Genomic DNA, 24,322 nt, shown 5'->3' on the forward strand with positions numbered 1-24,322 from the left:
CGACGTCGAAGACGCATCCCGCCACACCCCGGAACCGAACCCCGCCCGCATGTCGAGAACGCCACAGCCGCAGCGCACGCGGTCCGCTCCGCTCGGGGACGCGGCCGATGCGGGATGCTGAGACGTGGAGATGGCGATGACCATTCGATTGAGCGAAGACGAGATCCTACGACCGGGGCCTCGACGCGTTCGCCGAGCTCGACTACCTCTTCGAACGCCACCTGCGGCCCGCCGTCGACGAGACCCTCCCCGCTGTCGAACGCGCCGCTCCCGAGGGCGCCGGCATTCCCGTCGACCTGCTCTACTTCATACTCACCGGCGCGATCTCCGGCATCGTGCAGGAACCCCTTGCCCGCAGACTCGGGCGCACCACATCAGCGACCGGCCCTGACGAGGCCCGTGCAGCGGTCGCTGACGCCCTCGCCAGTTGCGTGCTCGCCGGGCTCAAAGGCAAGGCCACCCAGCCGAGGGCGCACGAGCACCGTCTGGCACTCCCGTGAGCATTTCTCTCCGATCAGCAGCAGACAACAAAGGTGGAACCCGGCGCTACGGGATGATGGAGTCCACATACCCACCGTCCACGCGCACCGCAGCTCCTGTCGTGGCTGAGGCGAGGGGCGACGCGAGGTAGGCCACCAGGTTCGCGATCTCCTCCGGCTCGATGAGTCGCTGCAACAGTGACTGCGGGCGGTGCACCCGCATGAACTCGCGCTGTGCTTCGTCCCAGGGCAGTGCGGGGTCGACGAGCTCATACACGAAGCTCTCCACTCCCCCGGTGTGGGTGGGGCCGGCGATGACCGAGTTCACCGTGACGCCGGTGCCTGCGGCTTCTTTCGCGAACCCGCGGGAGACGGCGAGCAGGGCAGTTTTCGACATGCCGTAGTGGATCATCTCGGCCGGGATGACGATCGCGGAGTCGCTCGCGATGTTCAGCACCCGACCCCAGCCGCGCTCCGTCATTCGGGGAAGAGTGGCGCGGATGAAGCGTACGGCGGTGAGCACGTTGACGTCGAAGTAGCGCCGCCACTCCTCATCTGTGATCTCCAGCGCCGGAGTGGCGCCGAAGATACCCAGGTTGTTCACGAGGATGTCCACCTCGCCGGTCGCGGTGAGCACCGCAGCAGCGCCATGCTCGTCGGTGATGTCGCCCGGGGCGGCGACGAGGTCGCGCTCGTTGGACTCCGCGCGCAGGTCGGCGAGGGCCGTGTCCACGCTCTCGGGGTTGCGGCCGTTGACGGCCACGCGTGCGCCGGCGTCGGCAAGGGCGGTGGCGATGGCGCGCCCGATGCCCTGGGTCGAGCCGGTCACCAGTGCCGTGCGGCCGTGTAGATCGATGAGCATTGAGTTTCCTTCCGAGATCGAACGTGAGAACAGGTGGCCGTTCAGGCGCGAGCGGATGACTCGTTGACGATCGCGTCGGTCACTTGTCCAGCATGGACCTCAGCGCCTCGAGCGTCCTCCGTTCGTTCACGAGTGTCGAGCGGACGGGATCAGTCGCTGAATTGTTCGCGCCCGAGAACACCGAGGAGTTCCAGCTTCTCGGCGCTGTCCGAGCGTGGCGCGGCTGTGAGCACGAGGAGCGCCTGCGACTGGTCTTCGGTGAACAGCGCCTGGCAGTCGAGCTCCATCTCACCGACCTCGGGATGCCGGAGTATCTTGTGGTCCTCGAACCGGGTGACGACTTCGTGTCGTTCCCACAGCTCGGCGAACTCGGGACTGATTTTCTGCAGCGCCTGCACGATTCTTCCCGCCTGCGCGGTCGTCCCCGCGATACCGAACGCAACCCGAAGGTTCGCGACCTGCGCGCGGCTCTGATGGGCGTAGTCGTCGGGCAGGTAGCAGGCACGTTCGGCAGGGTCGGTGAACCACCGGTAGATGGCGGAACGGTCGAACCCGGTGCGATCGGAGTGATCTCCGAAGATCGCTTCCGAGAGCTTGTTCTGCAGCAGTGTCTCACCAAGACTCGACAAGATCAGCGCAGGGGTGTCGTCGAGCCGGTCCAGCACGCGTTGCAGCGCCGGTGCCACATGTCGGTCCAGGCTATGGCGAGCCGGAGCGTGGTGGCCCGCCAATCTGTAGAGGTGATCGCGTTCGTCCACGGTGAGCCGTAGCGCGCGTGCCAGCGCGCCGAGCAGCTGCTCGGACGGTTGCGGACTGCGTGCCTGCTCCAGCCGGGTGTAGTAGTCCGTGGACATCCCAGCGAGGGCAGCGACCTCTTCCCGGCGAAGCCCCGCAATGCGACGGCGCGGCCCTGCCTTCAACCCCACGTCCGTGACGCGCAGAGCATCCCTCCGGTGGCGGAGGAAATCCGCGAGCTGCGTTCGGTCCACCTGTCCACGATACGCGGGCGCTCCCCGGCAGGAAACCTCTTGTCCTCGGAGCGTCAGTCCTACGGCAAACGGTCCTCCCCTCAGACGAGCGACGCGCCAGTTGCACAGCATCGCCCACGGGCGAGCATCTTCTCTACGAGGGTGCGATCCGGATGGCGGATGGCTACGAGTGGACCCCCATCGGCTTACCGCGTATCGACCGCTTCAACACGACTGACAAGGCTGAGATCAATGCTGACGCCCTTGGGGCCGAAGGAGTCGAAGGAGTCGAAGGAGTCGAAGATCATCCGAACGTTGGCAGATGGTGGAATCCACGCGACCCACACCTACAACGTGCTCGACGCCTACACGAAATATGCTGAGTGGGCGAACGCTCTCGCGGCCGAGTTCGGCGGCACCGACGAGAAGCTGGAAGCACGCATCGAGACGCCGAACACCGCGCCGTTCTCCCCGATCGTGGCGGGCATCGCCCAGGCATGGCTGTTGCGTGAGGCTGCGGACGCCACTCTCGAGCAGACGCGCGCCTCTGACCCCGAGCTGGAGCTCGTTGATTCGGATGCCCTGATTGCCGTACTCGTACGCGGCGAGAATTGCGGGAATCTCGTACTTGAGACCGTCGAAGATGCTCGAAAAGTCGATCTTAACTACATGGCCCCAATCCTCGATGGTCTCCTCGTGCAGCGGAGCGAAGACGCCAGAGACTCCCGCATTGTTCACCGCATATAGTGCAGAGCCCCGAACCCGTCGACCGTACGGGCGACCGCTCGTTCGAGGTCGGGCGTGCTCACGTCGCCTTGCACCGCGAGAGCGCGACCGCCGGCGATGGCGATCTCCGTGACGAGATCGGCGAGCTTAGACTCACGCCGGCCCACCACTGTGACCGCAGCACCTTGGCTTGCGAGCAACACAGCGGTAGACCGCCCCATGCCGGAGCCCGCACCTGTGACGAGTGCGACTTTAGAGGTCGCGCGGATAGGTCATGGTCGGGCGGGGGTGGGCGCGTGTCCCATCGGTGGCGTGTCCAGGCTTCGCGGATGAAGCGTCTGACGATGATGATCGCGTTCGCGAGGGAACTGGGTCCATACGGGCTCGATGACGGAAGATGGAACGGCAGGCGCGAGCGCTTCTGGCAAACAACGGAATCTTGATCGAAACCGTGTTCAACAGGCCTCGTGCCTGCCCTATTGGAGCGCCACACCCCACCTATCCGCGCAACCTCTTAGTCGGGAGCGGCCAACCCGCCCTGCGAGAGCGCAGAACGCAACGCCCCTGCGAACGCGTCCATCAGTTCGGCGAAATCAGAGTTGGGGGTCCGACCCCAGTCGTCGTACGCCGCGCTGAACGCCGCCACCGCAGCCCCGGCCGCGAATCGCGCTGTACAGGCGGAGGCTCCGCGGTCGACGAGCGCCTCGGCGATCACGGCCGAAAGCGATGCCGACTTGATGAGGGCACGCTCGCGGAGTTCGACAGACGATTCGATCAGGCCCTGACGGATCGACGCATACGGTGCCAGGTCGGCGAGGGTGCGCCCTGCTTCGCCCAGCGCGAAGACCGCGGCTTCGAACGGGGGCAAGGTGCGATCGGCCCCGCGTAGGCAACCGAGGACTTTGGCTTCGAAGTCGACCGCACCGGCGAAGAGCACCTCGCGCTTGTCAGCGAAGTGATTGAAGAAGGAGCGCTTCGTGAGCCCGGCCCGTTCGGCAATCTCCGCCACGGTCACGGCCTCGTAGCCACGCTCGAAGAACAGTTCGACGGCAGCCTCCTGAAGCCTCTCGCGACCGTCTGGCCTCCATCTCGTCATAGACCGACCCTACGCACCTATTGCATTCGGTGCAATTACGTGGGACCATGCAAGCTGAACTGCACTAAGTGCAATCAGTTTGAGGAGTCTTCATGCCCGTCAATACCGCCGCCTGGCTGACCGAGAAGCATGGCCGCTTCGCGACAGGGGAAGCTCCATACCCGACGCCCGCCGCTGATCAGATCATCATCCGCAACCGGGCCGTCGCGATGAATCCCCTGGAGTGGATAATCCAGGTCGAGGGCAACCTCACCTACGGCTGGCTGAAATACCCGACGGTGCTCGGGTCGGATGCAGCCGGCGAAGTCGTCGAGGTTGGCTCCGCGGTTACTCGGTTCCGAGTCGGTGATCGGGTACTCGGGCATGCCGTTGGCACCGATAAGGACGCCAATACGGGTACCGAAGGAGCTTTTCAGGAGTACACCGTCGTGCTGGAGCGCCTGGCGTCCCCTATTCCGGGAACGCTGACGTTCGAAGAAGCCGCGACCCTTCCACTCGCGGTGTCGACAGCATCCTGCGCCTTATTCGAATCGGATTGGCTGGCGCTACAGCTTCCAACTCACAACCCGAAGACGACCGGTCAGACCGTACTGATCTGGGGCGGCTCGACCAGCGTCGGCAGCCAGGCGATCCAGCTGGCTGTCGCCGCCGGTTACGACGTCATCACTACCGCGTCTCCGCGTAATTTCGACACCCTCAAAGCTCTCGGCGCCACTCTTGTGTTCGACTACCACAGCCCCGAAGCTGAGCACGAAATTATCGCTGCCCTGTCAAGTCGCATCCTGGCAGGAGCCGTCTCGTTCGGAACGACCGGGGCCCCGGCCTGTGTTCGCATCGCGGGAGCCTCAAAGGGTAACCGGTTCGTGGCAGTCGGCACACCACCAGTGTCGTTCGCGGCATTGGCCGACAACAGACTCAACACGCGCATCCGAGTCACGGCCCAGTTGATCGCGTCGAACATTGCTCTCCAGTTTACGGCTCGGCGTACAGGGGTAAAGGTCAAGTACATCTTTGGTACTGCTCTTAAACACACCGAGGTGAGTCAGGCCATTTACCGCGATTTCTTGCCTGCGGCTCTCGCTGACGGGAGTTACGCCATCACCCCGCGACCAAGCATCGTCGGCCACGGGCTGGCCTCGATCCAGAAGGCCCTGGATCTTCAGCGGCGAGGCGTCTCGTCGCAGAAAATCGTCGTCACCCTTTAACGGCCACGATGTCCACGGCGGGGATCATCGGTTGCAGTCTCGTCCACACCGGGCGACGCGAATGAGATGGAGCATCACGATGAAGGCAGCACAGTTCAGCAGGTTCGGCGGACCGGAGGTTCTCGAGATCGTGGACCTGCCCGAACCGCACCCGGGTTCCGGTGAAGTGCGTATCCGCGTGCGGGCCGCGGGGGTGAATGCCAGCGACTGGAAGAAGCGGTCGGGCCAGATGGATCAGGAGCTGCCGCAGACGCTGGGCTATGAGGCAGCAGGAGTCGTCGACGAGATCGGCGAGGATGTCACCGGGGTGCAGCTGGGCGACCCGGTCGTCGGCATCGGTGGTGGCGGGACGGCGCAGGCCGAGTACGCCGTGCTGTCGACATGGGCCCGGATCCCGAAGTCGCTGGACTTCGTCGGTGCCGCCGCACTGCCGTCGACAGTGGAGACAGCCGCGCGCACCTTGGACCAGCTGGGCGTCACCGCCGGAAGCACGGTGCTGATCAACGGCGCCTCCGGAAGCATCGGCAGCGCAGCCGTGCAGTTCGCCGTGCATCGGGGTGCCCGTGTGATCGGCACGGGAAGCCCGGCGACGCACGACTACCTGCGCGCCCTCGGGGCAGAGCCTGTCGCCTACGGCGAAGGCATGACCGATCGGGTGCGCGTGATCGCTCCGGACGGGGTGGATCTTGCCCTCGATGTCGCCGGCAGTGGTGTGCTGCCGGAGCTGATCGACCTCGCCGGTGGCGCGGACAACGTGATCACGATCGCCGACTTCCCGGGAGCGCGACAGTACGGGGTCCGGTTCAGCCGAGGAAACGATGGCCGCGCCGAGTACGCGATCGCCCAGGCGATGCAGCTGATCGACGAGGGCGCGTTTCGCATTCCGGTCGGGCAGACGTTCCCGCTCGAGGACATCGCGGAAGCGCACCGGGTCGGAGAGTCCGGCACAGTTCGCGGCAAGCTCATCCTCACGGTTGAATAGATGACCACGAGTGCGCCAGTGACCCACCGGTGGTGGGCGCTGGATCGGCGGATCCATTGGCGAGCCGCAAACGGTACCTCCCCACGAGCGCAAGCGATCCCTGACAGTGCCTGATGGACCTGCCACGAACGGTTCTGGTCCCTCTCGGTCCCTTTTTCCACAGATAGGGCCTTGCGGCAGGTTCTGTGAATCGCTTCAATGAACCCGTCGCTCGGGTCACCGACGATGACGCTGAACTGTCCCGGCGGTGAAGACGTCTTACGCTTGCACGCCCCAGGGCGATGTCACCACCGCGCTCACCAATAGCGACTCTTTTCACGTCGTCGGCGGACTCCGCAACGTGCGCTGCGGCGGGCCGAGGCATCAACCGTTGCAGCGAGTGATCGCAGCATGTCCGCCAAAGCGGTTCTACTCGGCGAGGCGTACGAGGTACTTGCCGAAGTTCGCACCGGAGAGCACACCGATGAGTGCAGACGGGGCGGCGTCGAGGCCGTCGACGACGGTCTGCTCCACGGGCACAGTTCCGTCAGTCACGAGAGGCGTCATGAACGCCTCGTAGCGCTCACGCTCGTCCATGTGGTTGCGCACGAGGTAACCGCGCAGTGCGATCTCGCGGTGCACCAGGTCGAAGAGGTTCCGGGGTGCGCTCGGTGGCGTCAGCGTGTTGTATCCGGAGATGCCGCCGACCCAGGCGATTCGCCCGCCCTCTGCCATCCCGCCGATGACCGCCTCCAGCTGGGTACCACCGACGCCGTCCAGCGCGAGCCGGATCTCGCGCCCGGCGAGGCGGTCGGCCAGTGCGGTGTCGCGGTAGACGATCACCTCGTCGAACGGCCCGGCGAGGAGACGGTCCGCCTTGGCCCGGCTGCCGGTCACGCCGATGATCGAAGCGGCGCCCAATGCCTTGGCGATGTGACCCGCCGCGGTACCCACGCCTCCGCCTGCAGCGGTGATCAGCACCGACTCACCGGCTTCGAGCCCGCCGATCGTGGTCAACCCGACCCAGGCGCTCAGCCCAGTGCCACCCAAGATTCCGAGGTAGGCCTCGATCGGCACGCCCGCGGGCGGACGGATGACGCGCGCCTGCGAAGTGACCGTGCACGTGCGCAACCCGTCACGGTGGATCACCAGGTCATCCACGTCGATCTCGGGATCCCGAGAGGCAAGCACGCGACCCAGCGCGCGCCCCTCCAACGCCGTGCCGAGTGCAACGCTGTCGAAGACCTCACGGTGATACGGATCGACGGAGACCCAGAGGTTCTCCACCAGAACCTCACCCGGCTCCGGGGCGGCGAGCGGGACCTCGACGATGTCGAAGTCCTGCGGCACAGGCAGCCCCTGGGGCCGGCGGACGAGATGAAGCTGACAGGAACGTGCGGACATGGGGCCTCCTCGGGGACGGGTCCAGTCTCGACCCGCAGAGCAGGTGGCGCGGTGGATTCGGCCGCCGCCGAATCCACCGGTTAGGAAGAGCCTGCGACCAGCAACTCGCTCCCGAGCTCGGTCAACGAGTACACGACGGAGCGCCCGTCTCGCAGAGCGCTCGCGAGCCGAGCGTCCGTCAGCGTGCGCAGGTGTTCGCTGACCGTCGCCGGGGCGATGCCCAGCGCGTGAGCGAGCTCTGTCGTCGTGGCCGGCGTCACGATCGCACCCGCCACACGCGCGCGGCCCGCGCCGACCAGCCTCTCCACCGCGGGAGACGGTCCCTCCTCGTTCGAACGCTCCCACAGCGTGGCGAATCCCCGCACCCCGTAGGCGATGGCCGGCTGGAACGGCGCGTTCGACATGACGTGCACGTGCGGCCAGGCGAACGCCGACGGCGTCAGCAGGACGCCATCCTCCGCCGGCGTCGGTCCGAAGGTCGTCTCGCACGCTCCGGTGATGTCCAGCGCCTCACCGGTCCAGAGCACCCCCGGGTGCAGTCCATCGAGCATGGCCCCTTGTCCGTCGTCCGCGGCGCTGAGCGCATGGCGCGCGATGTCGGCGCGCGCGAGCCTCCGGAACGCCTGCCAGTGCGGTGCGATCGCCCCGCGCCAGAACTCGGCGACGACATCGGCGATCTCTTCGCGCGCACGAGCATGGTCGCCCATCAGCGACTGGATCCAGCCGTGTCCGCCGCGATGCGCCCGGGCGAGTCGGGTGAGATCACGCGCCAGCAGCTCATCGGGCATCCCCCGCAGATGATCCGGCACCTCGGAGATTTCCGGCTGGTCCTCCCAGGACCGGGCGCTGAAGACGTCGGGCACGAAGTCGCGACCAGCGGTCAACGCCATCACGCGGTCGAGTGCGATCGCGTCGACATCTCGGCGCGACTGCTCGGCCCAGCGCCGGAAGAGGACGCCAGGGTCGGCACGGCGCAGCACCAGCGCGGCGAGTCCGACCTCCCACAGCGGCGACACCGCGAACCTCACCCGGGAGAGCTGCGCCGCGTCGAGCTCGATCATCACCACCGGGCCTGGCTTAGTCGGCGGAACGACTGCGAGTGCGATATCGTCGCGCTCTCACCCGAGACGGTGTGGCGATCGAGCGGAACCGAGGAGCGCTCCGGCTCGAACGCTAGGCGGGCGGTCGCGCGACACCATGACGATGCGCCCACACCGCGACCTGGACACGGTCACGGAGGGCGAGTTTCGTGAGCACCCGACCGACGTGCGTCTTCACCGTGGCCTCGGACAGGTGGACGATGCGGGCGATCTCCAGATTGCTCAGACCATCGGCGACGAGGCGCACGACCTCGAGTTCCCGGTCTGTGAGCGACTCTGCGGCCGGTGGGACCGCGGCGGCGGACCCGGCCGGAGGATGCGCGAGGAGTCGTTCGACGACGCGGGACGTGATGGCGGGAGAGAGCACGGCGTCTCCGCGTGCGGCGGCACGGATCGCTGTGGCGAGCTCCGCGATCGGCGCGTCCTTGACGAGGTAGCCGCAAGCGCCCGCACCGAGAGCGGCGTGCACGAGGTCGTCCGCGTCGAAGGTCGTCAGCACGATGACGCGCGCCCGCGGCTCGGCGGCGAGGATGCGTCGCGTGGCCTCGATGCCGTCCGTCCTCGGCATCCGGATGTCCATCAGGATCACGTCCGGAGCGCACACGTCGACGGCACGGAGCGCAGCTGCGCCGTCCGCGGCCTCACCCACGACTTCCATACCTTCCTGGGCGTCGACGGTCGCGACGATCCCTGCGCGAACGAGATCCTGATCATCGGCGACGAGCACGCGGATCACGACGACGCTCCACGACGCGGCGATGCATGGCCGTCTGATGCGGCAGAGGGGATCGGGACGGACGCGGTCACCGTGAAACCATTCGCGACATCTATCGAGACGGAGCCTCCGACGGCATCGAGCCGTTCCCGCATCCCGAGCAGGCCCAGCCCGGATCCGACCGCGGCGCGTGGAGCGGAGGGGACGGCGTTGCGCAGGATGATCACGAGACGATCCTCTCCCCAGTGCTCCTCCCAGTCGAGCGCACCGTCGCCGTAGCGCAGTGCATTGGTGAGTCCTTCCTGTGCGAATCGATGCACTGCGAGCTCTGCGGCAGAGCCGAGGCCCAGCGGCGTGCCGGTCGTCCGTCGCCGGATGTGCAGTCCGAGGGCTTGCATCCGCGTGGAGAGAGCGTCCCTGTCGGTGAGGGTGGCGGCGGGGTGCGTGGCGGCGCCGGATTCTCCGTCTCGCAGCATGCGCAGGGTCGCCCGGAGGTCGTTCAGGGAATCGCGCGCGGTCTCCTCGATGACGTCCAACGCATCGGGCGCGTCCGCCGGAGCGAAGCGGGCGACGCGCGTCTGCCCGACGATCGCGGTGAGGGAGTGGGCGAGCACGTCGTGCAGTTCGCGCGAGATACGGGCACGCTCGGCCGCGGCGGCGGCCTCATCTCGATGGACGCGGCTCCGCTCCTCCCCTTCACGTCGAGCCTCGTCGAGGCGGGCGGCGCGCAGCTCGGAGCGCCGGAGAAGCCCGAGCGTGATCGCCACCGTGCAGACGGCCAACAGGAGGATCGCCATCAGCCACGGCGCGGGGCCGAACGGGCTGCGTGTGACAGAGGGGTCGATGGTGTAGCGACCCATCGCAGCGAGCGGGCCGACGATCCCGACCGCGATGGCCACTCTGCGGTCGCCGCGCGAGGCCGCCGCGTGCAGGCCGACGAGGACGAGAAGCGTGGAGGGCAGCAACACGAACAGTCCAGTCACCACGGCCTGGACGGCGGTCGCTGCGGTGATGAGCAGCAATGCGGCGGTCGGCGCACGGCGCAGCACCAGCAGAGACGCGTGAGCTGCGACCGCAGCGAGCGAGACCGTGATGCCACCGAGGGCGGGGAGCGAGACGAGTGCAATGAGGATCGTCGGCGGAAGCAGGAGTACCGCGGAGCCCCCGACGAGCAGGACGAGGACGCGGGGGTGCATTCCGATCTCCGTCACTCTGCGCCTCTGCTCACTCATCGTGTTGACCTCGCGGCCTCCGAACCGGGCGGGCCTCCCCGTACAGCACCGTAGCCGCAGCAAGCGCCACACCCAGTAGCAGCCATGTGCCGTAGACCGCGGTCACCAGTGCGATGCGAGACGGATCCCCGAGCGCGAGCGGCGACTCGGCGAGACCGGTCATCTGCGCCAGGAGGCCGAACACCATCAGCGCCCCCATGCTCAACAGCGCGAACCCGCCGCCCCATCCCGCGATCAGGAGCGGTACGCGGACCGCGACAGGCGTGCGCTTCACGGTCAGTCCGATGAGCACGGCCGCGGCGACGGCGAACAGTACGAGCTCCATCCCGGGGAAGCCCACGGCGAAGGAGCCGTCCTCACCTTGGAGCCACCACACCAGTTTCAGGAGAGGGTACGGGACGCAGAGGAGAACTCCGAGCAGTCCCACGATCCGACGGCTCCGGTCGGAGACAACCCTGCGTGCAGGGCCGGCCTCAATCCTGATCCGCCGTGCCAACAGGACGGCGCAGAAGGACGCGCCCAGTGCGCTCGCCCGCGCGACGGCTCCGGCGACGTCCACTTCTGAGAAGCCACCGGCCGGGATCCCGGTGACGGCGAAGAAGGCACGGAAGCCATCGAGCAGAACCCCACCGGAGGCACCGAGCAAGACGACGGATGCGAGCCACGCCGTCATCTGGGCGAGCCGCCCCGGCGACGCCGAGTGCAGGAGAACGGCCGCCCCGAGCAGGCCGGCGCCGGGCAGGCCGAACCACCGAGGTGGGAAGATCGCGGAGTAGTCCGCCCCGGGGCCGATCAACATCGCCGACACGGTGGCGGCCGCGACGATGGTCGCAGACATTGTGGCAGTCACCGGCGCGATGCTCAGGAGCGAACCCCCGGGGAGGGGGCGGACGGGTGACTCCTGTGTTGTGTCTGTGGTGGTCATACCTAGACCCTGCCGATCGGACGGGCCGCCGGGATCCTCCCCAGGTCGCGAGAAGCGCGACCTGGGTCTCGGATCCTCGCGGGTCACTCCGCGTCCAGGGTTCCGCTCAGATCGGATCTGTCCTTCGCCGGCACCGGGATCAGACGACGCGCTCCCGGCCCCTCGAGAGCGAGGGCGTCGTCCGGGTTCGTGTAAGGACACGCGGTCAGGGACAAGCAGCCGCAGCCGATGCAATTGGCGAGGTTGTCCCGCAGGGCGGTGAGTCGCGCGATCCGAGTATCGAGATCGGTCCGCCAGTGCCGCGCGAGACGTGCCCAATCCCGTTTCGTCGGCGGATCGTCGTGCGGAAGGTCATCGAGTGCCTGCTTTATCCGTGCCAGCGGGATACCCAGGGTCTGCGAAGCCCTGATGAAGGCCACCAGTCGAAGGGTGTCGCGACGGAACTCGCGACGATCCCCGGCTGTGCGCCGGCTGCGGATGAGCCCGATCTGCTCGTAGTAGTGCAGGGTCGACACCGCGACACCCGCGCGCCGGGCGACCTGCCCGGGCTTCAACCAGGTTGCGTCGCCGGGTATCTCGCTCATGCCACCCCTTGACATCAAGTGCACTTCATGAAGTGAACTTCATCCTATGACCAATAAGACGATGCCTTCCCCAGAACCCACAGACGACCTCGGGCAAGCGGAATTGACTCTGAGGGACGAGGAGGCGATCCGCCTCGTGATATCGGACGTCGAACTCGGATTCAACACGAACGATGCGGATCTCCTCGTACGTCATGTCGCGCCGGATGCGGTGATCGTGAACGCGGTCGGCATCGTCCTTCGAGGGCGCGACGCCGTCGAGTCCGCCACGCGAGAAGGGCTTGCCCGAGGTCCGCTCCGGACCGCGACGGCCCATTACCGCCTGAGCGACATCGCACTCGTCGCCTCGGATGTGATCGTCGCGCACAAGAGTGCATGGTCGAGCGCCGAGGATGCCCGCCGAGGGGCGTCGCCCGAGATGAACGCCCACTACACTTTCGTGCGCCGTGAGGGCCGCTGGTGGATCCTGCGTCGCCAGAACACTCTTGTCGCAGATGGACAGGCGAGAGCACAAGGGTGAGCAGACGATTCCGGGGCGACTTGAATCAGCAGACGCGCGTAACCGCTGCTACTGCTGTAGTTTGCGGATCGATCCCGGAGTGCGTCCGGTGATGCGAGCAAAGGCCCGATTGAATGCGGCTTCGGATTGGTAGCCGAGTTCGGCAGCGAGTGCGCCAACGGTGATGCTCTCTTCGGCGAGCCGGGATCGGGCGATGTTCATGCGCCAGCGGGTGAGATATGCGATGGGTGCTTCTCCGACGAGTTCGGAGAAGCGGGCGCTGAATGAGGATCTGGACATGGTCGCGTGCCGAGCGAGCCGGTCGAGACTCCAGTCGAGTCCGGGGTTGTCGTGGATTGCTTCGAGTGAGCGGCCGATTCGTTCATCCTGGAGAGCGCGGAGCCAGCCGGTGGTTGCGCCGTCGGTGGTCGTGAGCCAGCCCCGGATTGCTTGCACGACGAGAACGTCGGCCAAGCGGGTGGCGATGCGGGCATCCCGCTCCACGTCCTCCAGGACATCCTCGGCCACGCCTCCGTCGAGACGACGCGCGGATACCTGCACCCCGACGACCGGCACCTGGCCTCCGCCGCTGAGCAGGCCAACGCCTTCCTCGTCCGATCCGCCAAGGCCAGCAGGCCGAACCGGCGCGACGCGTCGAGGTCCCTGTGACAGGGAGCCCGGAGTCAGGGTCGGGCGCTCTGGTCCCCTTTTGGTCCCCTGATCCGCAGGCGACGGACTCCAGAGAGCAAGACCCACCCTTCGGCACCTCGCAGCCGGCATCAGCACCTCGGCGAGGGGACCAGAGGGGGACCAACACGAACCCGTCGGCAGACATGATAAAGCCCTGATGAAAATGTCTTCTCATCAGGGCTTTTCTGTCGGGATGACAGGATTTGAACCTGCGACCCCCTGACCCCCAGTCAGGTGCGCTACCAAGCTGCGCCACATCCCGTTGTTCACTTTTCAGGCTGAAACAGCCGCGATCGCACTTGACCCCCAGGCGTCCAGACGGCTCCGACGAGGCCGGATTCCGCGTGATTCCGGACGTCAGATCATGCAGGGCACGTCACGAGGTTCATGGTTTGCATGGTTCTGGTCCCCTTCTGGTCCCCCCACACCTGCGGACACCTAAAAGCCCAGAAGGACTGACGGAATCCTAGACAGCACTATGTCGCCGCAACTATTCATCCACAGTCTCGGGATTCTCCGGTGCTCGATGTGTGGCGGGGTCGACCTTCGGCGCGGAGTCCGGTTCTCCCATCTCGGTATCGGCTTGTTCTTGACTATCTCGCCTGTCGCTGAGCCACGCTCGGTATTGCGCAGCATCTTCACGATCCTTCTCGTTACCGTCGCGGACGTACACGCGGAGCGCACCGTGAACGTTTTCGTTCCACTTCTTCATGATTGTCTTCATCTCGCGAAGCGCGACGGCGGCGTCGTGGATACCGCGAACTTCAACCCATCGCCGAGTCTTGTAGATCGTCCAGTCGAGCACCACGTCGGACTCGCGTGCGGCGTTCTTGATCCCTCGGAATGTCACTTTTCCTTCGTGACGGTCAGGGAGATCCGAATCTGACCGCGTGATCCCAGAGTCCCACATGGTGCGCCACTCCTGCCCCGGTGCGAGCACCGGGATGATCTCGGGGATCGCGACTCTCTCCGGTTGCCCTCCAGCAACGCTTCGCATTGGCCATGGATCGAGGGTGATCCGCACGTCGGTAGCCGCCGTCTCCCCGTAGTTTCTTACGACCAGGTCGATGATGACTTGTGTTGCTTTGCTTGGCTCTGAGTAGGCAACGACATAGGGCTGTGCGCGTTCAACTTCGAGTTCTTGCGCGAGCTTCCGGCTGGCGCGCGCTTCAGATACCTGGCCGCGAGCGTAAAGAAGCGCGATGCCAGCAATCACAAACGTCAGTGCCGCCGAGATCGCGCCTATCCAGTCGGCAGCTGTGGGGACTTCTAGAGCTTCTAGGAAGCGACTAAGCCATTCTTCGATCTCATCCTCGTTCATGACATGCATCACTCCACTCGATTGTGTACCGATTTGCTGACGACATCGGTCGCTTAGAAACTATGAGCGTTTCGGTTTCGTGCGTTTGATCCGCTTCGCCGAGGTAGCGGATGGTGGAGCTACGTTCGCTTGAAGTCGAACCGTAATGAGGGCGTGCTGTCGTGAAACCGAATCGAGTCTCGCCGAAGTGACATGGAATGCCCCGGTGAGGTCTCTTCGGGCGCGTCGCGGGACGTAGTCGGCCACGACCAGGATCGCCACAGGGATGTTGGTCACGGCGTACTGGACCGCCTGCGTACCAAAGTCATTGACGAGATCATCGTCCGAGCGATCTCGGTCAACCGTTTTCACCTCGATGTAGAGGGTGCATCGCCTGTCGAACCTCACAGCGATGTCCACCCGGCCGCCCGCGACGTTGGGCAATTCGACGGCGGAATCGCGGCCCGCCATTAGGAGCGCAGTGTTCAGGTCGTCCGCGAGCTCGTGCTCTTCTGGCCATGGCTGGCCGTGAGACATCCATGGCGGCAACCGGCTGGGTGCCTGACTGACGTTGAGGTGCGTGGCGGTGTACCGAATGACATCGGTTAGGAGCACTGTCAGCTCGGTGCGATAGCCGCCTATTCCTCCCTCGGCGTGCTCGTCGCAGCGTTCCAGCAAGCTGGAGAGCAGCGCATTTTCGGCGAGGTTCAGCGACGGGATCTGAAGTGCGATCTGTTCGAGGACTGGGATCAGGGACGGTTCGGATGCCGCGGCGCGCTCGAGTTCGGAAAATCCGTCGTCTGTAAGGTGTAGGTTCTCGCGAATCGCATCCGGAAGACGGACCGACTCGCTACTTGCTTTTTTTGATGGCGACTCCTCCAGTCGAGCAAGGAGCGCTTCCACCGCGAGGCGGGTGGCCGAGTCTGCCGGCTCAGCGCTCGCTGTCAACCACCGGTGGATATGAGTGACAACCGAGGCGTTTCCGCGCGCGATTTCCTCGATGCGGGGCCATATCAGTTCGCGAACCCCGGCCTGTGACGCGGACTTGTTCATGCCCGGGTTGACGACTAGGACCATGGTCTGTTCGGCAGCGAACGCATGCGCGAGCGCGCGAAGCGTGATCTCGGTGTCGAACCATCGGTCGGACTCGGCGGCCCGGAGCTGTGTGAGGAGATCTAGCCATGCACTCGTCGTGCCGGCGCGTGCACCCCTCCAGCTCGGCTGGGCGCCACGGTATCCATCGAGATACTCGTAGACCGCGTCGGCGATCGCGTCGAACCGGGCGTCGTCGACAGCATGACCAGTCGCCTGCTCAGTGACACCCGTGAGTACGGCGCGGAACGCTGAGGCATCCGGCCGAGCGTCATCGAGGTACGCGGTGTCGAACCACCGTAGTGCGTCATCGAGGTCGCCGCGCGATGCGTTGAGATCAGTGCATGCAACCGCCGACGCAACCTTCTGGAAGCCAAGCTCCATCGCAGCATCTGCTTCAAGTGAATGGTGCGTTGCAAGCACCATCAACGCGTCAACGAGTTCAGAGTCATCCCACATCGAGCAGGCGGCGCCGAGGGCGCGAACCAGCGGCTCTGTGGCATCGGGAGTCCCGCTACCTTCGTGCAACAGACCGCGCAGTTGGAGCGTGTTCTTGGTCCAGTGTCCGAGTGCGAGCCGCGTCCACCCCTCCAAGGCAGTGTCTCTCTCGTATCCTTGCGTGCCGGCACGGGCTTTGAATGCGGCTTCGAGGCCCAGCGCTATCCGGGGAAGTGTCTCCTCAGCGCAGAGCAACACATCGTAGAGGTCACGCGCCGCGAGCACTGGGATCGCGTTGGCGGCTCCGACAAGCAATGCGCCTGCCGCCGCCTGGTCTTCGAGATCCACCCATTCGTTGCAAAGGGCGGCAGCGACTTCGACGACCCGAGTATCGCGGGCCAACTCATGAGAAGAGGCGTAGATCGTCTGTTCGCCGCCGAGGCCGGCGACGGATGGGGCTCCATCGAGCGTGTCAAGGAAGTCGAACACCGTTTGTGTCACTGTGACGGGCTCCTCACCACATCAGGTCTTCCGAGGTTGGTCGTTGCACGGCTTCGGCTGGAAGGACGGCCGTCACTAGCTCACTGTGCGCCGTGCTCGTGATGACCTGGAGCCCGTATGCCTCTGCCACTCGGTTCAACTCACGCAGCAGCAGCTCGCCGTTTTCGCGGTTGAGTTCCTCGGTCGCGAGGGAGTCGACGATGAGCAGCCCGGGGTGGCGACCCAGGCCCGATGTCGTTCCAACGTCTAGGAGCGATACGACGAGAGCGATCTTCAGACGCAGTTTCTCTCCGTCCGTGAGCTTCCCGAAGGGGGTCTTGTCACCGCCCTTCACGACGGGGAGGTGGGCGTTGGCCTGAAGAGTGGCTTTTTCGAGGTTACTGATGCCGAGGGTCTTTCCGAGGGTCGTTATCTGCGTGCTCACCGACGCGAGCGCCTCCGAGAAATCGCTCTTAGCGGATGCCCCAGCGAAAACCTCGACGGCGCCGAGAATGTGCGCGTCGTTGGTCAAGGTGGCCTCCTCCGGTTCGGCCTCAGATGGTTGCGCGCGTTCCTGGATTCGTCCGTCGAGTATCGCGATGCGGCGCTCGAGGGCACGTCGTTCGATGGGGTCCCCATGGACGTTACGGATGACCTCCGATGCGCGCTCAAACTCCAATTGGGCAGCACTCGCGTGGTCCATCGCATCGTCGTGAAGCGCCGAAAGCCGTTCTGCATGGGCGGTGAGCTGGGCGACGCGCTGTTCTGCCATCGTGACGGGGTCGAAGTTGTCGTCGGCGTCTTCGTCGTCCTCCGCCCCACCGGGAGCTGCGTCGGCTTCGTCTATCGGGTTGTTGCACAAGGAACAGGAACCTTCCTGTTCCCGCTGCCATTGCTCGGGCTGAACTTTCGCGTCGCATCGCGGGCAGCATGATGGCTTGAGCGCGTGCCAGAACCGTTTCGTGACTGCCGCTTCCTTGAATGCAACGAGATCCTGCTCCGCCGCATCCAACTCACGTTCCGCAGACCCGTACGCGAGCGCAGCCTCCGCCACGGCACGCTGCGTTCGGGTGATGTTGGCCGTCGCAGTGGTGACGTCCTTCATTGCCGCCTCCAGGTCCTCGGCCGACATGCCCGACACGGGGATGGAGTTGAGTTCTGTCTCAGCCTCGGCTCGTTCTGCACGAAGCGCCTGCGTGCTGGCTTCTCGCGACTCGGAGTCGCGAGCCCGACGTCGCGCGATACCGGCAAGCTGCCCGTCCAAGGCTTTCTTGTGCGCTCGCGCCGCGAGCCTCGTCGCGCTCCACTCTGTTGCGAGGAATGTGTTTAGGACGTTCTGGGCCTGGAACGGTGTCTCCCCGATGGCGGCGGTGTCGCTCGGTTTGGTGATGGCAAGGGCCTGCGACCAGAGGGGCCAACCATGGCCAACCAGGTTGCCATCATCCGCGTCTGTTGCTCCAGCGACGCGGGTCCACTGCGTGAGAGCGTCGAGACCGAGGCGCTGCAGCATGAACTCGCCCACGACCGTCGCCATTTCTTCGTCCCCATCGAAGCTCCCGATGACAAACGCGCCTTCGCGGAGAAGCCTCTCAACCAGGCCGTCGACCGGAACGTCGAGCGTGAAGATAGGCTCACTTGCCGCGGCGGCTTCCTGACTGTGCTCGGCCATCACCTCTGCCGTCGCCACACTGAATTCGTCAAGCGCCAGTCCCACTGTGTCGGGGAGGACGATGACATGTCCGCTCGGCGCACCGTCATTCACACGCCACGCCACAAGGATCCGCTCGCCGCTGATAGTCAGTAGCAGACACACCTGCCGTAACCACTTCTGCACATCCCCGGCCACCTTCGATGAGCCGCGCAAGCCCCACTTGAGGATGTCGAGGGTTGAACTCTTCCCAGCGTCATTCTTCCCATCGCTCACGAAGGCGGTCACGGAGGTGGTGAAAGCGCGGTGGAAGGAGAAAGGCACGAACCGACGTGTCTCGGCGTCGTCATCGGCAGCGAGGTTCTTGACGCCGGCGAAATGAACCGCCGCGACCCGCAGTAGGCGCCTTGTTGGAACCGGCTTGGGACCGACGACCCCGTATCGTGTGAGCACGTCCGTAACGACCTCACGGTCTACATCTGCGCGCTCCGCGACGGTTCCCACCCAGTCCACGACAGTCGCCATCATCAGTTCTCCATCACCTTCAGCGCAACAGCGCGCTCGCGTACTCGTTCGAGAATCGAGGGGATGACATCCCCGTGAGCGGTATCCGCGTACTCGGCCTGCAAATACTGTCGGCGCTTGGCTGCCAGCCCCTTGGCAGCGTCGGCGATGAGCCCAATGGCGATCGCCTGCTGTACATACCACTCAAGCTCGGGGATCTCCGCCCGCATTGCGGCGACAGTGTCTCGCCCCTTCTGCAGCAGGAAATAATCCCGACGCGAGAGAGCGCCCGAGTCAGCAGCACGCCGGTGCTCAATCTGTTCATAAAGCTTGAGCACCGCAAGGGCGTCGTCGATGAACTCATACGCCCCGTAGATGTAGCGCTCCATAGGATAGGTGTGGAGCTGGGGTGCATCACCGTTCAACATTCGCTGAACGTGCGGCCGCACCTCATCAAGAGACACGCGGTCCTGCTCGAACTCGGTGAGCAGTTCATCCGCAAGATAGTCGGGATTACGGAGCCAGAAGTCAAGTTTCTGTAAGCGTATGAGCGACGAGACGACTGCGACCGCACCCTCTACGTCGCAGGATGCACCGACGGGCGTCCCCAGAACATCAAGCAGCACCAGGACTCGTGTCGCGGTCTGGCTCGTTGATCCGCCACGGCGGCGTGCGTCAGACGGCAGCATCGACAGCATAGGCACCGGCCCTCCTTCCACGCAGGTTTACTCAGAATCGCAGACGAACCCGTCCTATGGGCATCGACGCGCTCAGGCCTTTTGCGCTCAGGCCTTTTGCGTTCAGGCCATAGCGGACCGCGGCTCACGGTGAGAGCTGCGAGTGGGCACGGCGAAGAGCTTCGTCGGCCGGAACTCTCCAGCGCACTCGCGGGTGGCCGCCGAGCTTCCGATCCGGTGTGGGTGGGTGCCGGTATCGTTGAACCGTCTGACGAGAGGGGTCCCGTATGGCCAATGAGGGTACAGCCTTCCGGTTCATCGATCTCTTCGCGGGACTCGGGGGCTTCCACGTCGCGCTGCAACAGCTCGGTGGCGAGGGCGTGTTCGCGGCCGAATGGGATGCGACGTTGAACGAGCTCTACAAGGTAAATTTCGATATCCAGCCTTGGGCCGACATCGACGACCTGGAGGACGAAGCAATGATCGCTCGGGAGGTTCCCGAGCATGACGTCCTAACGGCAGGCTTCCCTTGCCAGCCATTCTCGAAGGCCGGTGAGCAACTCGGATTCAGCCATACACTTCAGGGCAAGCTGTTCTTCAAGGTGCTCGCGATTCTCAAAGAGAAGCGTCCGCGGCGGTTCATCCTCGAGAACGTGCCAAACATCCTGCGCCACCAGAACGGCGAGACGCTTGCCACCATTCGCAAGGAGCTTGAAGACCTCGGCTACGCGGTCGACGTGCACAAGTTCTCGCCTCACGAATTCGGCGTGCCGCAGATTCGGGAACGGGCGTACTTCGTCGGATCGCTCGATGGACTCGACGGATTCAAGTGGCCGAGCCCGTCTCGGCCAACGACAGACATCAGCAGCGTGTTGGATAAGCAGGCAGCACCGACCCGCGCAATCTCGGCTCAGACGTTGCAGGCGATCGACATGTGGGACGACTTCCTCAAGCGCGCTCCAGAGGCGCTGAAACTACCGTCCTTTCCGATCTGGTCGATGGAGTTCCGAGCAACGTATCCCTACGAAGACGCCACGCCCCCGGCGATCTGGAAGGAACTCGGCCCGCGCGACCTGGATCATGCCCTTGGCAGCTTCGGGTTCGAGTTGAAAGGGCTGGAGCAGTCCGAGCAGTTCGAGCTCTTGCCAAGCCACGCTCGCCGACCGACCGATCTCAAGTTCCCCTCGTGGAAGCAAACCTTCATCCGACAGAACCGGCAGTTCTACTGGGCGAATCAAAAGTGGATCGACCCGTGGCTTGACAAGTGGAAGCCGTGGAAGCTCTCCTCCAGCCTTCAGAAGTTCGAGTGGAACGTGCAAGGTGGTGGACGACGCATTGACGAGTACGTCCTGCAAGTGCGCGCCTCGGGCCTCCGGGTGAAGCGCACTTCGACCGCTCCGAGTCTCATCGCGATGACGCACACGCAGGTTCCGATCCTCGGTAAAGACATCGTCGGTGTTCGTCGCTACATGACTCCGGCGGAATGCGCCGCGCTTCAGAGCCTCGGCTCGATCTCGCTTCCCGATGGTGATCTGCGCGCATATAAGGCGCTGGGGAACGCCGTCAATGCCGACGTGGTACGCGCGATCGCCGAGCCACTCCTGCGCGGCCTTCACCAGACGTCAGTGGTTTCGGAGGACGAACAGCACGCTGCCGCGTAATCGGCCACCTCTGCTTCAGACCTTTACCGAGGCCCCGATGTCGGAACCCCTCGCTAGGTTGGGATAGACAACGTGGTGCGAGGGAGGCTGGCCGTGGGTTCCGAGTACGAGCGCGTGAGCGAGGCGATCGCTGACGTCATGTTCGGCTCATCGCAGGCTGGCCGACCCGTCTATTCGCTCGCGGAGGCCGATACGGTTCGTAACCTGCTCGAAGCCGCAGAGATTGAGGACCGGACGGTGACCAAGCTAGCGTCCATCGTCAGGTCATCGCTTCAAGTGGATGAGCCTGGCGTTGCCCCGTTCCATTGGCAGGCGGAGGCTGCGCGACGTCATCGACGCCAGCCGCTCGAAACGCCACCTGCGCTCCCGCTCTTGGTCGCACTGTCGATCGCCGCAGAGCAGATGCAGGCGGACGGTGACCTTGCCGCACACAACTACTACTCGCGATTGCATCGGATGCTCCATGTCCCGACGGGCGAGTACCAGAGGGTCGAGAACGACTACCGCCGCACCGCCGACCTGCTGTGGGGATCACTGAATTCGTGGCTTGAGGCATGGGAGGGCGAGCGCGGAATCCCGACGGCCTACGCCGTCGGAGGCCATGCCTTCATCGGGCTACCAATGTCCCAAGCGGTTGTCCGACAGCACGATCGCGCCGGCCTCCACGAACTCTTCGCGCTCGAGGGCATGACCCCAGGTCTGCGTATCTCGCCAGACGACATGAGCCTCGCGATGGACCCATATGCATCGGCCACTCCGAGCTTGCCCCTCAGTTCGCACCTTGCGCGCCTCTGGCGCGTCCCGGCCGCCAGGGAGCGAATCGTCGATGCCGCTTGTCTCGAACTGGAGGCGTGGGACGGGTCCGGGATCGAGGCGGTCGCTTCTGCGCGGCCCGCTGTCACGACGCGTCTGCTGGCATTCCTGCGGACGTTCCCACGCAAGTCGATCGAGTTCAACCTGATGCTTCCGTACCGCTCGGAAGGGCCGGACATCGCACGGTTTCAGCTCGTGGACGGGGAGTCGACCGTTCCGACCATCTCCGGGCCAGGCGGTTCCACACGGCTCTCAGGAGTGGAGGGGGTTAGTGCGGCTTCGCTCGTAGGGGAACAACTCGCGGGAGAGTTCGGGAACGACGACAGCCGTCCATTCGGTCGCCGTCCGAAGCGGGTGACTCCGCTCCGATGGGATGACCTCCAGGGGGCGTTTGTCGAGATCGAACGCATCTCTCTCGGTGAGGACAGCGTCGTCCTGGCGAGGTCAGATGCACGCCAGCGCGTGGAGGCACACCTCGATACCCACGCCCGGCCGGGCTGGCATGAACTCGCTGATCTGCCCGGCAACCCGGAAGGATGGCTGGTCTATCAGCACGTCCAGATCGTCTCCGCGCCCACAGGTCAGGTGCATTTCGATCTCCTGCCGCTCGCCCCGCGCGCTCGGACGAGCCTGACGATGCGAGGGGGCTTCGTACTTCCGGGTCTGCTTCGTAAGTGGTCGGCGTTAGATCCGCCTGAAGCGGTCGCTCTCGCCGCTGGGGCGTCCTCGGTCGATGTCCGCGTGTACCGCGGCGCACGAGTCGACCCTGCCATGCTTGTCGCTGAGTCTGTTCAGCCTGGCGAGCTCGCAGTTCTTCCGCTCGTGGATCGTGACCTATCTGACGGCGAATATGTCGTCGCAATGTTCGTTGACGACGCAAGCAAGCCCTCGTCGACGGCGCTCCTCCGCCTGCGGTCCGCGAACACTCCGCAGTTCAGGGTCGAGGATGTCGATATCCGCCTGGTCTACTCGCCTGACTCCTCGTTGCGCTGGCCTCTAACTGCTGGCGCGCCTGAATGGCCGAGTCATGTGAATGGTGCGAGGATCGTGGGCCTCGATTCGCTCGTTGTTGAAGCCACAACGCCGATGCCGGAGTTCGTGCCCCGGGAAAGAAGCTCCTCCCCCGTGGTGGCCGGGAGAACTCGCGTGGGCATTCCGATGACGAGCGATTCTTGTCTCGTCACTGGGATGCACCGCTTCCTCCTTCCGCCAGTACTCGCGAGCCAAACACCCACGCGGAGTATCGAGGGCGAGTGCACAACCTGCGGGCTCGTGCGCCGTTTCGCCGGCACTCCCTGGGCCGCGAAGAAGAAGGATGCCACCGCTAAAGCCATCGTTCTTCCGGAGATCCCTCCGGTGATCGAGTCGGACGAGCCGGACTTCGAGGTCGCGTTTGACGCGCTAAACCACGTCGGGACCGGTTCGTTCGGGATATTCGAGCGGATCGCTGCCCAGATCGAAGGCTCTGGTTTGTTCGCCGACTCTTTCCTCCGACGGCTTGAGGTCGTCGGGCACGTCGACGTGGCCAGAGACGACTATCTCCAGGTGACGGAGTGGGCCGTCAACACCTCAACCCTTGTCCCGACCGGTGACGGTCGGTGGGTTCTCATCGGCTCTCGTTCTGGCGCGCTGTTGGATCGGCTCAGGGGATTAATCGACGGCTACGCCGAAGTCACGGCGACTGTTGACGCTGAACTTTCCCGTGTCGAGGTCTCAGGCGAGTTGCCGGTCTCAACCCTGATGGAAGCGGGGTTCACCGTGCTTGACGCTTCGCCAGCGAAGGATATCGCCGAGGCGCTCCCTGCACTTAGCGATGTGGCGAAATCACTCAAGCGCGTCATCGTGCCGACTCACAGATCGGCGGAGGTCTGGGATACATCCGCCGCCTCGTGGCGCCAGACAGAGTCACTCATCAAGGTCGGCGCGTACCGGCTCAAAGACTTCGGTTCGACTTACGCGATTCGCACAGCGGAAGACATCGCGAACGGAACCATCGGGCTTGGCAACGCACAGATCGTGAAACACATCGCGAACTTGTGGGCCGGCGATCCCTTGATCGGCTACAACTCGCGCAGCGGCTCGGTAGTTACACCCTTGGGTGCAGACCTGCCAGCGCTGTACGGGCGCGCACTCGCTCTCTGCTCAGGGCGCGCGCCGCGAGAGATCGTCAATCACAGGATGCTTCAGTACCCATCAGTACCGCGAGAAATCGCGGACATCATCTACGACCGTGTGAGTCAGTGAAAGCCATGCCGTTCCCAAC

20 protein-coding genes, 1 tRNA gene and 1 pseudogene are annotated in these 24,322 nt (G+C 64.8%); 6 read left to right on the plus strand and 16 right to left on the minus strand.

Translation table 11 applies throughout. From position 1 onward, the window contains the following. Window positions 1-546: 546 nt before the first annotated feature. Both AC3IPY_RS11395 and AC3IPY_RS11400 read right to left on the minus strand, forming a co-directional pair. On the minus strand, window positions 547-1,341 hold the full coding sequence (locus AC3IPY_RS11395; RefSeq protein ID WP_489184408.1) for an SDR family NAD(P)-dependent oxidoreductase: 795 nt from the start codon (window positions 1,339-1,341) through the stop codon (window positions 547-549). Window positions 1,342-1,490: 149 nt separating this feature from the next. Continuing rightward, entirely contained in the window at window positions 1,491-2,330 is an 840-nt protein-coding gene (locus AC3IPY_RS11400) for a helix-turn-helix transcriptional regulator (protein ID WP_489184409.1), read from the minus strand. Between the two features lie 231 nt (window positions 2,331-2,561). Here AC3IPY_RS11400 and AC3IPY_RS11405 point away from each other — a divergent pair, with 231 nt between their 5' ends. Further along, on the plus strand, window positions 2,562-3,056 hold the full coding sequence (locus tag AC3IPY_RS11405) for a hypothetical protein (RefSeq protein WP_489184410.1): 495 nt from the start codon (window positions 2,562-2,564) through the stop codon (window positions 3,054-3,056). Here AC3IPY_RS11405 and AC3IPY_RS11410 read toward each other — a convergent pair. Beyond that, on the minus strand, window positions 3,044-3,256 hold the full coding sequence (locus tag AC3IPY_RS11410; protein ID WP_489184411.1) for an SDR family NAD(P)-dependent oxidoreductase: 213 nt from the start codon (window positions 3,254-3,256) through the stop codon (window positions 3,044-3,046). The genes AC3IPY_RS11405 and AC3IPY_RS11410 overlap by 13 nt on opposite strands. Before the next feature lie 293 nt (window positions 3,257-3,549). After that, window positions 3,550-4,131, minus strand: a complete 582-nt coding sequence (locus AC3IPY_RS11415; RefSeq protein WP_489184412.1) for a TetR/AcrR family transcriptional regulator — start codon at window positions 4,129-4,131, stop codon at window positions 3,550-3,552. A gap of 92 nt (window positions 4,132-4,223) precedes the next feature. Here AC3IPY_RS11415 and AC3IPY_RS11420 point away from each other — a divergent pair, with 92 nt between their 5' ends. Together AC3IPY_RS11420 and AC3IPY_RS11425 are read left to right on the plus strand one after the other, a co-directional pair. Further along, entirely contained in the window at window positions 4,224-5,336 is a 1,113-nt protein-coding gene (locus tag AC3IPY_RS11420) for a zinc-binding alcohol dehydrogenase family protein (protein ID WP_489184413.1), read from the plus strand. 79 nt (window positions 5,337-5,415) lie between these two features. Then, window positions 5,416-6,318 carry an NADP-dependent oxidoreductase gene (locus AC3IPY_RS11425; RefSeq protein WP_489184414.1) on the plus strand — a complete coding sequence of 301 codons (903 nt, stop codon included), beginning with the start codon at window positions 5,416-5,418 and terminating at the stop codon, window positions 6,316-6,318. 408 nt (window positions 6,319-6,726) lie between these two features. Here AC3IPY_RS11425 and AC3IPY_RS11430 read toward each other — a convergent pair whose 3' ends face one another. The 6 genes from AC3IPY_RS11430 to soxR all read right to left on the minus strand — a co-directional run bounded on the left by AC3IPY_RS11430 (window position 6,727) and on the right by soxR (window position 12,257). Next, the gene (locus tag AC3IPY_RS11430) at window positions 6,727-7,701 is read right to left on the minus strand and encodes a zinc-binding dehydrogenase (RefSeq protein ID WP_489184415.1); all 975 of its coding nucleotides are present in this window, start codon (window positions 7,699-7,701) and stop codon (window positions 6,727-6,729) included. Window positions 7,702-7,781: 80 nt separating this feature from the next. Further along, on the minus strand, window positions 7,782-8,762 hold the full coding sequence (locus AC3IPY_RS11435; protein WP_489188307.1) for a helix-turn-helix domain-containing protein: 981 nt from the start codon (window positions 8,760-8,762) through the stop codon (window positions 7,782-7,784). Between the two features lie 112 nt (window positions 8,763-8,874). Beyond that, window positions 8,875-9,537, minus strand: a complete 663-nt coding sequence (locus AC3IPY_RS11440; RefSeq protein WP_489184416.1) for a response regulator — start codon at window positions 9,535-9,537, stop codon at window positions 8,875-8,877. Then, entirely contained in the window at window positions 9,534-10,565 is a 1,032-nt protein-coding gene (locus AC3IPY_RS11445) for a sensor histidine kinase (RefSeq protein ID WP_489184417.1), read from the minus strand. The genes AC3IPY_RS11440 and AC3IPY_RS11445 overlap by 4 nt, the downstream gene beginning before the upstream one ends. A gap of 175 nt (window positions 10,566-10,740) precedes the next feature. Then, the gene (locus AC3IPY_RS11450) at window positions 10,741-11,673 is read right to left on the minus strand and encodes a hypothetical protein (protein WP_489184418.1); all 933 of its coding nucleotides are present in this window, start codon (window positions 11,671-11,673) and stop codon (window positions 10,741-10,743) included. An 83-nt stretch (window positions 11,674-11,756) separates the two neighbouring features. Then, window positions 11,757-12,257, minus strand: coding sequence for a redox-sensitive transcriptional activator SoxR (gene soxR, locus AC3IPY_RS11455; RefSeq protein ID WP_489184419.1), 501 nt, complete (start codon window positions 12,255-12,257; stop codon window positions 11,757-11,759). Between the two features lie 46 nt (window positions 12,258-12,303). On the opposite strand from soxR, the gene AC3IPY_RS11460 reads away from it, so the two are divergent. Further along, window positions 12,304-12,777 carry an SgcJ/EcaC family oxidoreductase gene (locus AC3IPY_RS11460; protein WP_489184420.1) on the plus strand — a complete coding sequence of 158 codons (474 nt, stop codon included), beginning with the start codon at window positions 12,304-12,306 and terminating at the stop codon, window positions 12,775-12,777. A 48-nt stretch (window positions 12,778-12,825) separates the two neighbouring features. On the opposite strand, the pseudogene AC3IPY_RS11465 reads toward AC3IPY_RS11460, so the two are convergent. From AC3IPY_RS11465 to AC3IPY_RS11490, 6 genes and pseudogenes are all read right to left on the minus strand, one after another. Further along, window positions 12,826-13,242: pseudogene (locus AC3IPY_RS11465) on the minus strand (helix-turn-helix transcriptional regulator); the annotation flags it as partial. 392 nt (window positions 13,243-13,634) lie between these two features. Beyond that, a tRNA-Pro gene (locus AC3IPY_RS11470) sits at window positions 13,635-13,708 on the minus strand. A 228-nt stretch (window positions 13,709-13,936) separates the two neighbouring features. Next, window positions 13,937-14,767 carry a hypothetical protein gene (locus AC3IPY_RS11475; RefSeq protein WP_489184421.1) on the minus strand — a complete coding sequence of 277 codons (831 nt, stop codon included), beginning with the start codon at window positions 14,765-14,767 and terminating at the stop codon, window positions 13,937-13,939. A 60-nt stretch (window positions 14,768-14,827) separates the two neighbouring features. Then, window positions 14,828-16,777: a hypothetical protein gene (locus tag AC3IPY_RS11480; RefSeq protein ID WP_489184422.1), complete on the minus strand. Its 1,950-nt coding sequence runs from the start codon at window positions 16,775-16,777 to the stop codon at window positions 14,828-14,830. A 13-nt stretch (window positions 16,778-16,790) separates the two neighbouring features. Next, window positions 16,791-18,932, minus strand: coding sequence for a hypothetical protein (locus AC3IPY_RS11485; RefSeq protein ID WP_489184423.1), 2,142 nt, complete (start codon window positions 18,930-18,932; stop codon window positions 16,791-16,793). After that, on the minus strand, window positions 18,932-19,612 hold the full coding sequence (locus AC3IPY_RS11490) for a hypothetical protein (protein ID WP_489184424.1): 681 nt from the start codon (window positions 19,610-19,612) through the stop codon (window positions 18,932-18,934). The genes AC3IPY_RS11485 and AC3IPY_RS11490 overlap by 1 nt, the downstream gene beginning before the upstream one ends. Window positions 19,613-19,872: 260 nt before the next feature. Here AC3IPY_RS11490 and AC3IPY_RS11495 point away from each other — a divergent pair, with 260 nt between their 5' ends. Further along, window positions 19,873-21,246 (plus strand): DNA cytosine methyltransferase, encoded by a 1,374-nt coding sequence (locus AC3IPY_RS11495; protein WP_489184425.1) that lies wholly within the window; start codon window positions 19,873-19,875, stop codon window positions 21,244-21,246. Between the two features lie 93 nt (window positions 21,247-21,339). Continuing rightward, on the plus strand, window positions 21,340-24,303 hold the full coding sequence (locus tag AC3IPY_RS11500) for a hypothetical protein (RefSeq protein ID WP_489184426.1): 2,964 nt from the start codon (window positions 21,340-21,342) through the stop codon (window positions 24,301-24,303). Window positions 24,304-24,322: the final 19 nt, after the last annotated feature.

The organism is Agromyces sp. GL_144 (assembly GCF_057834305.1).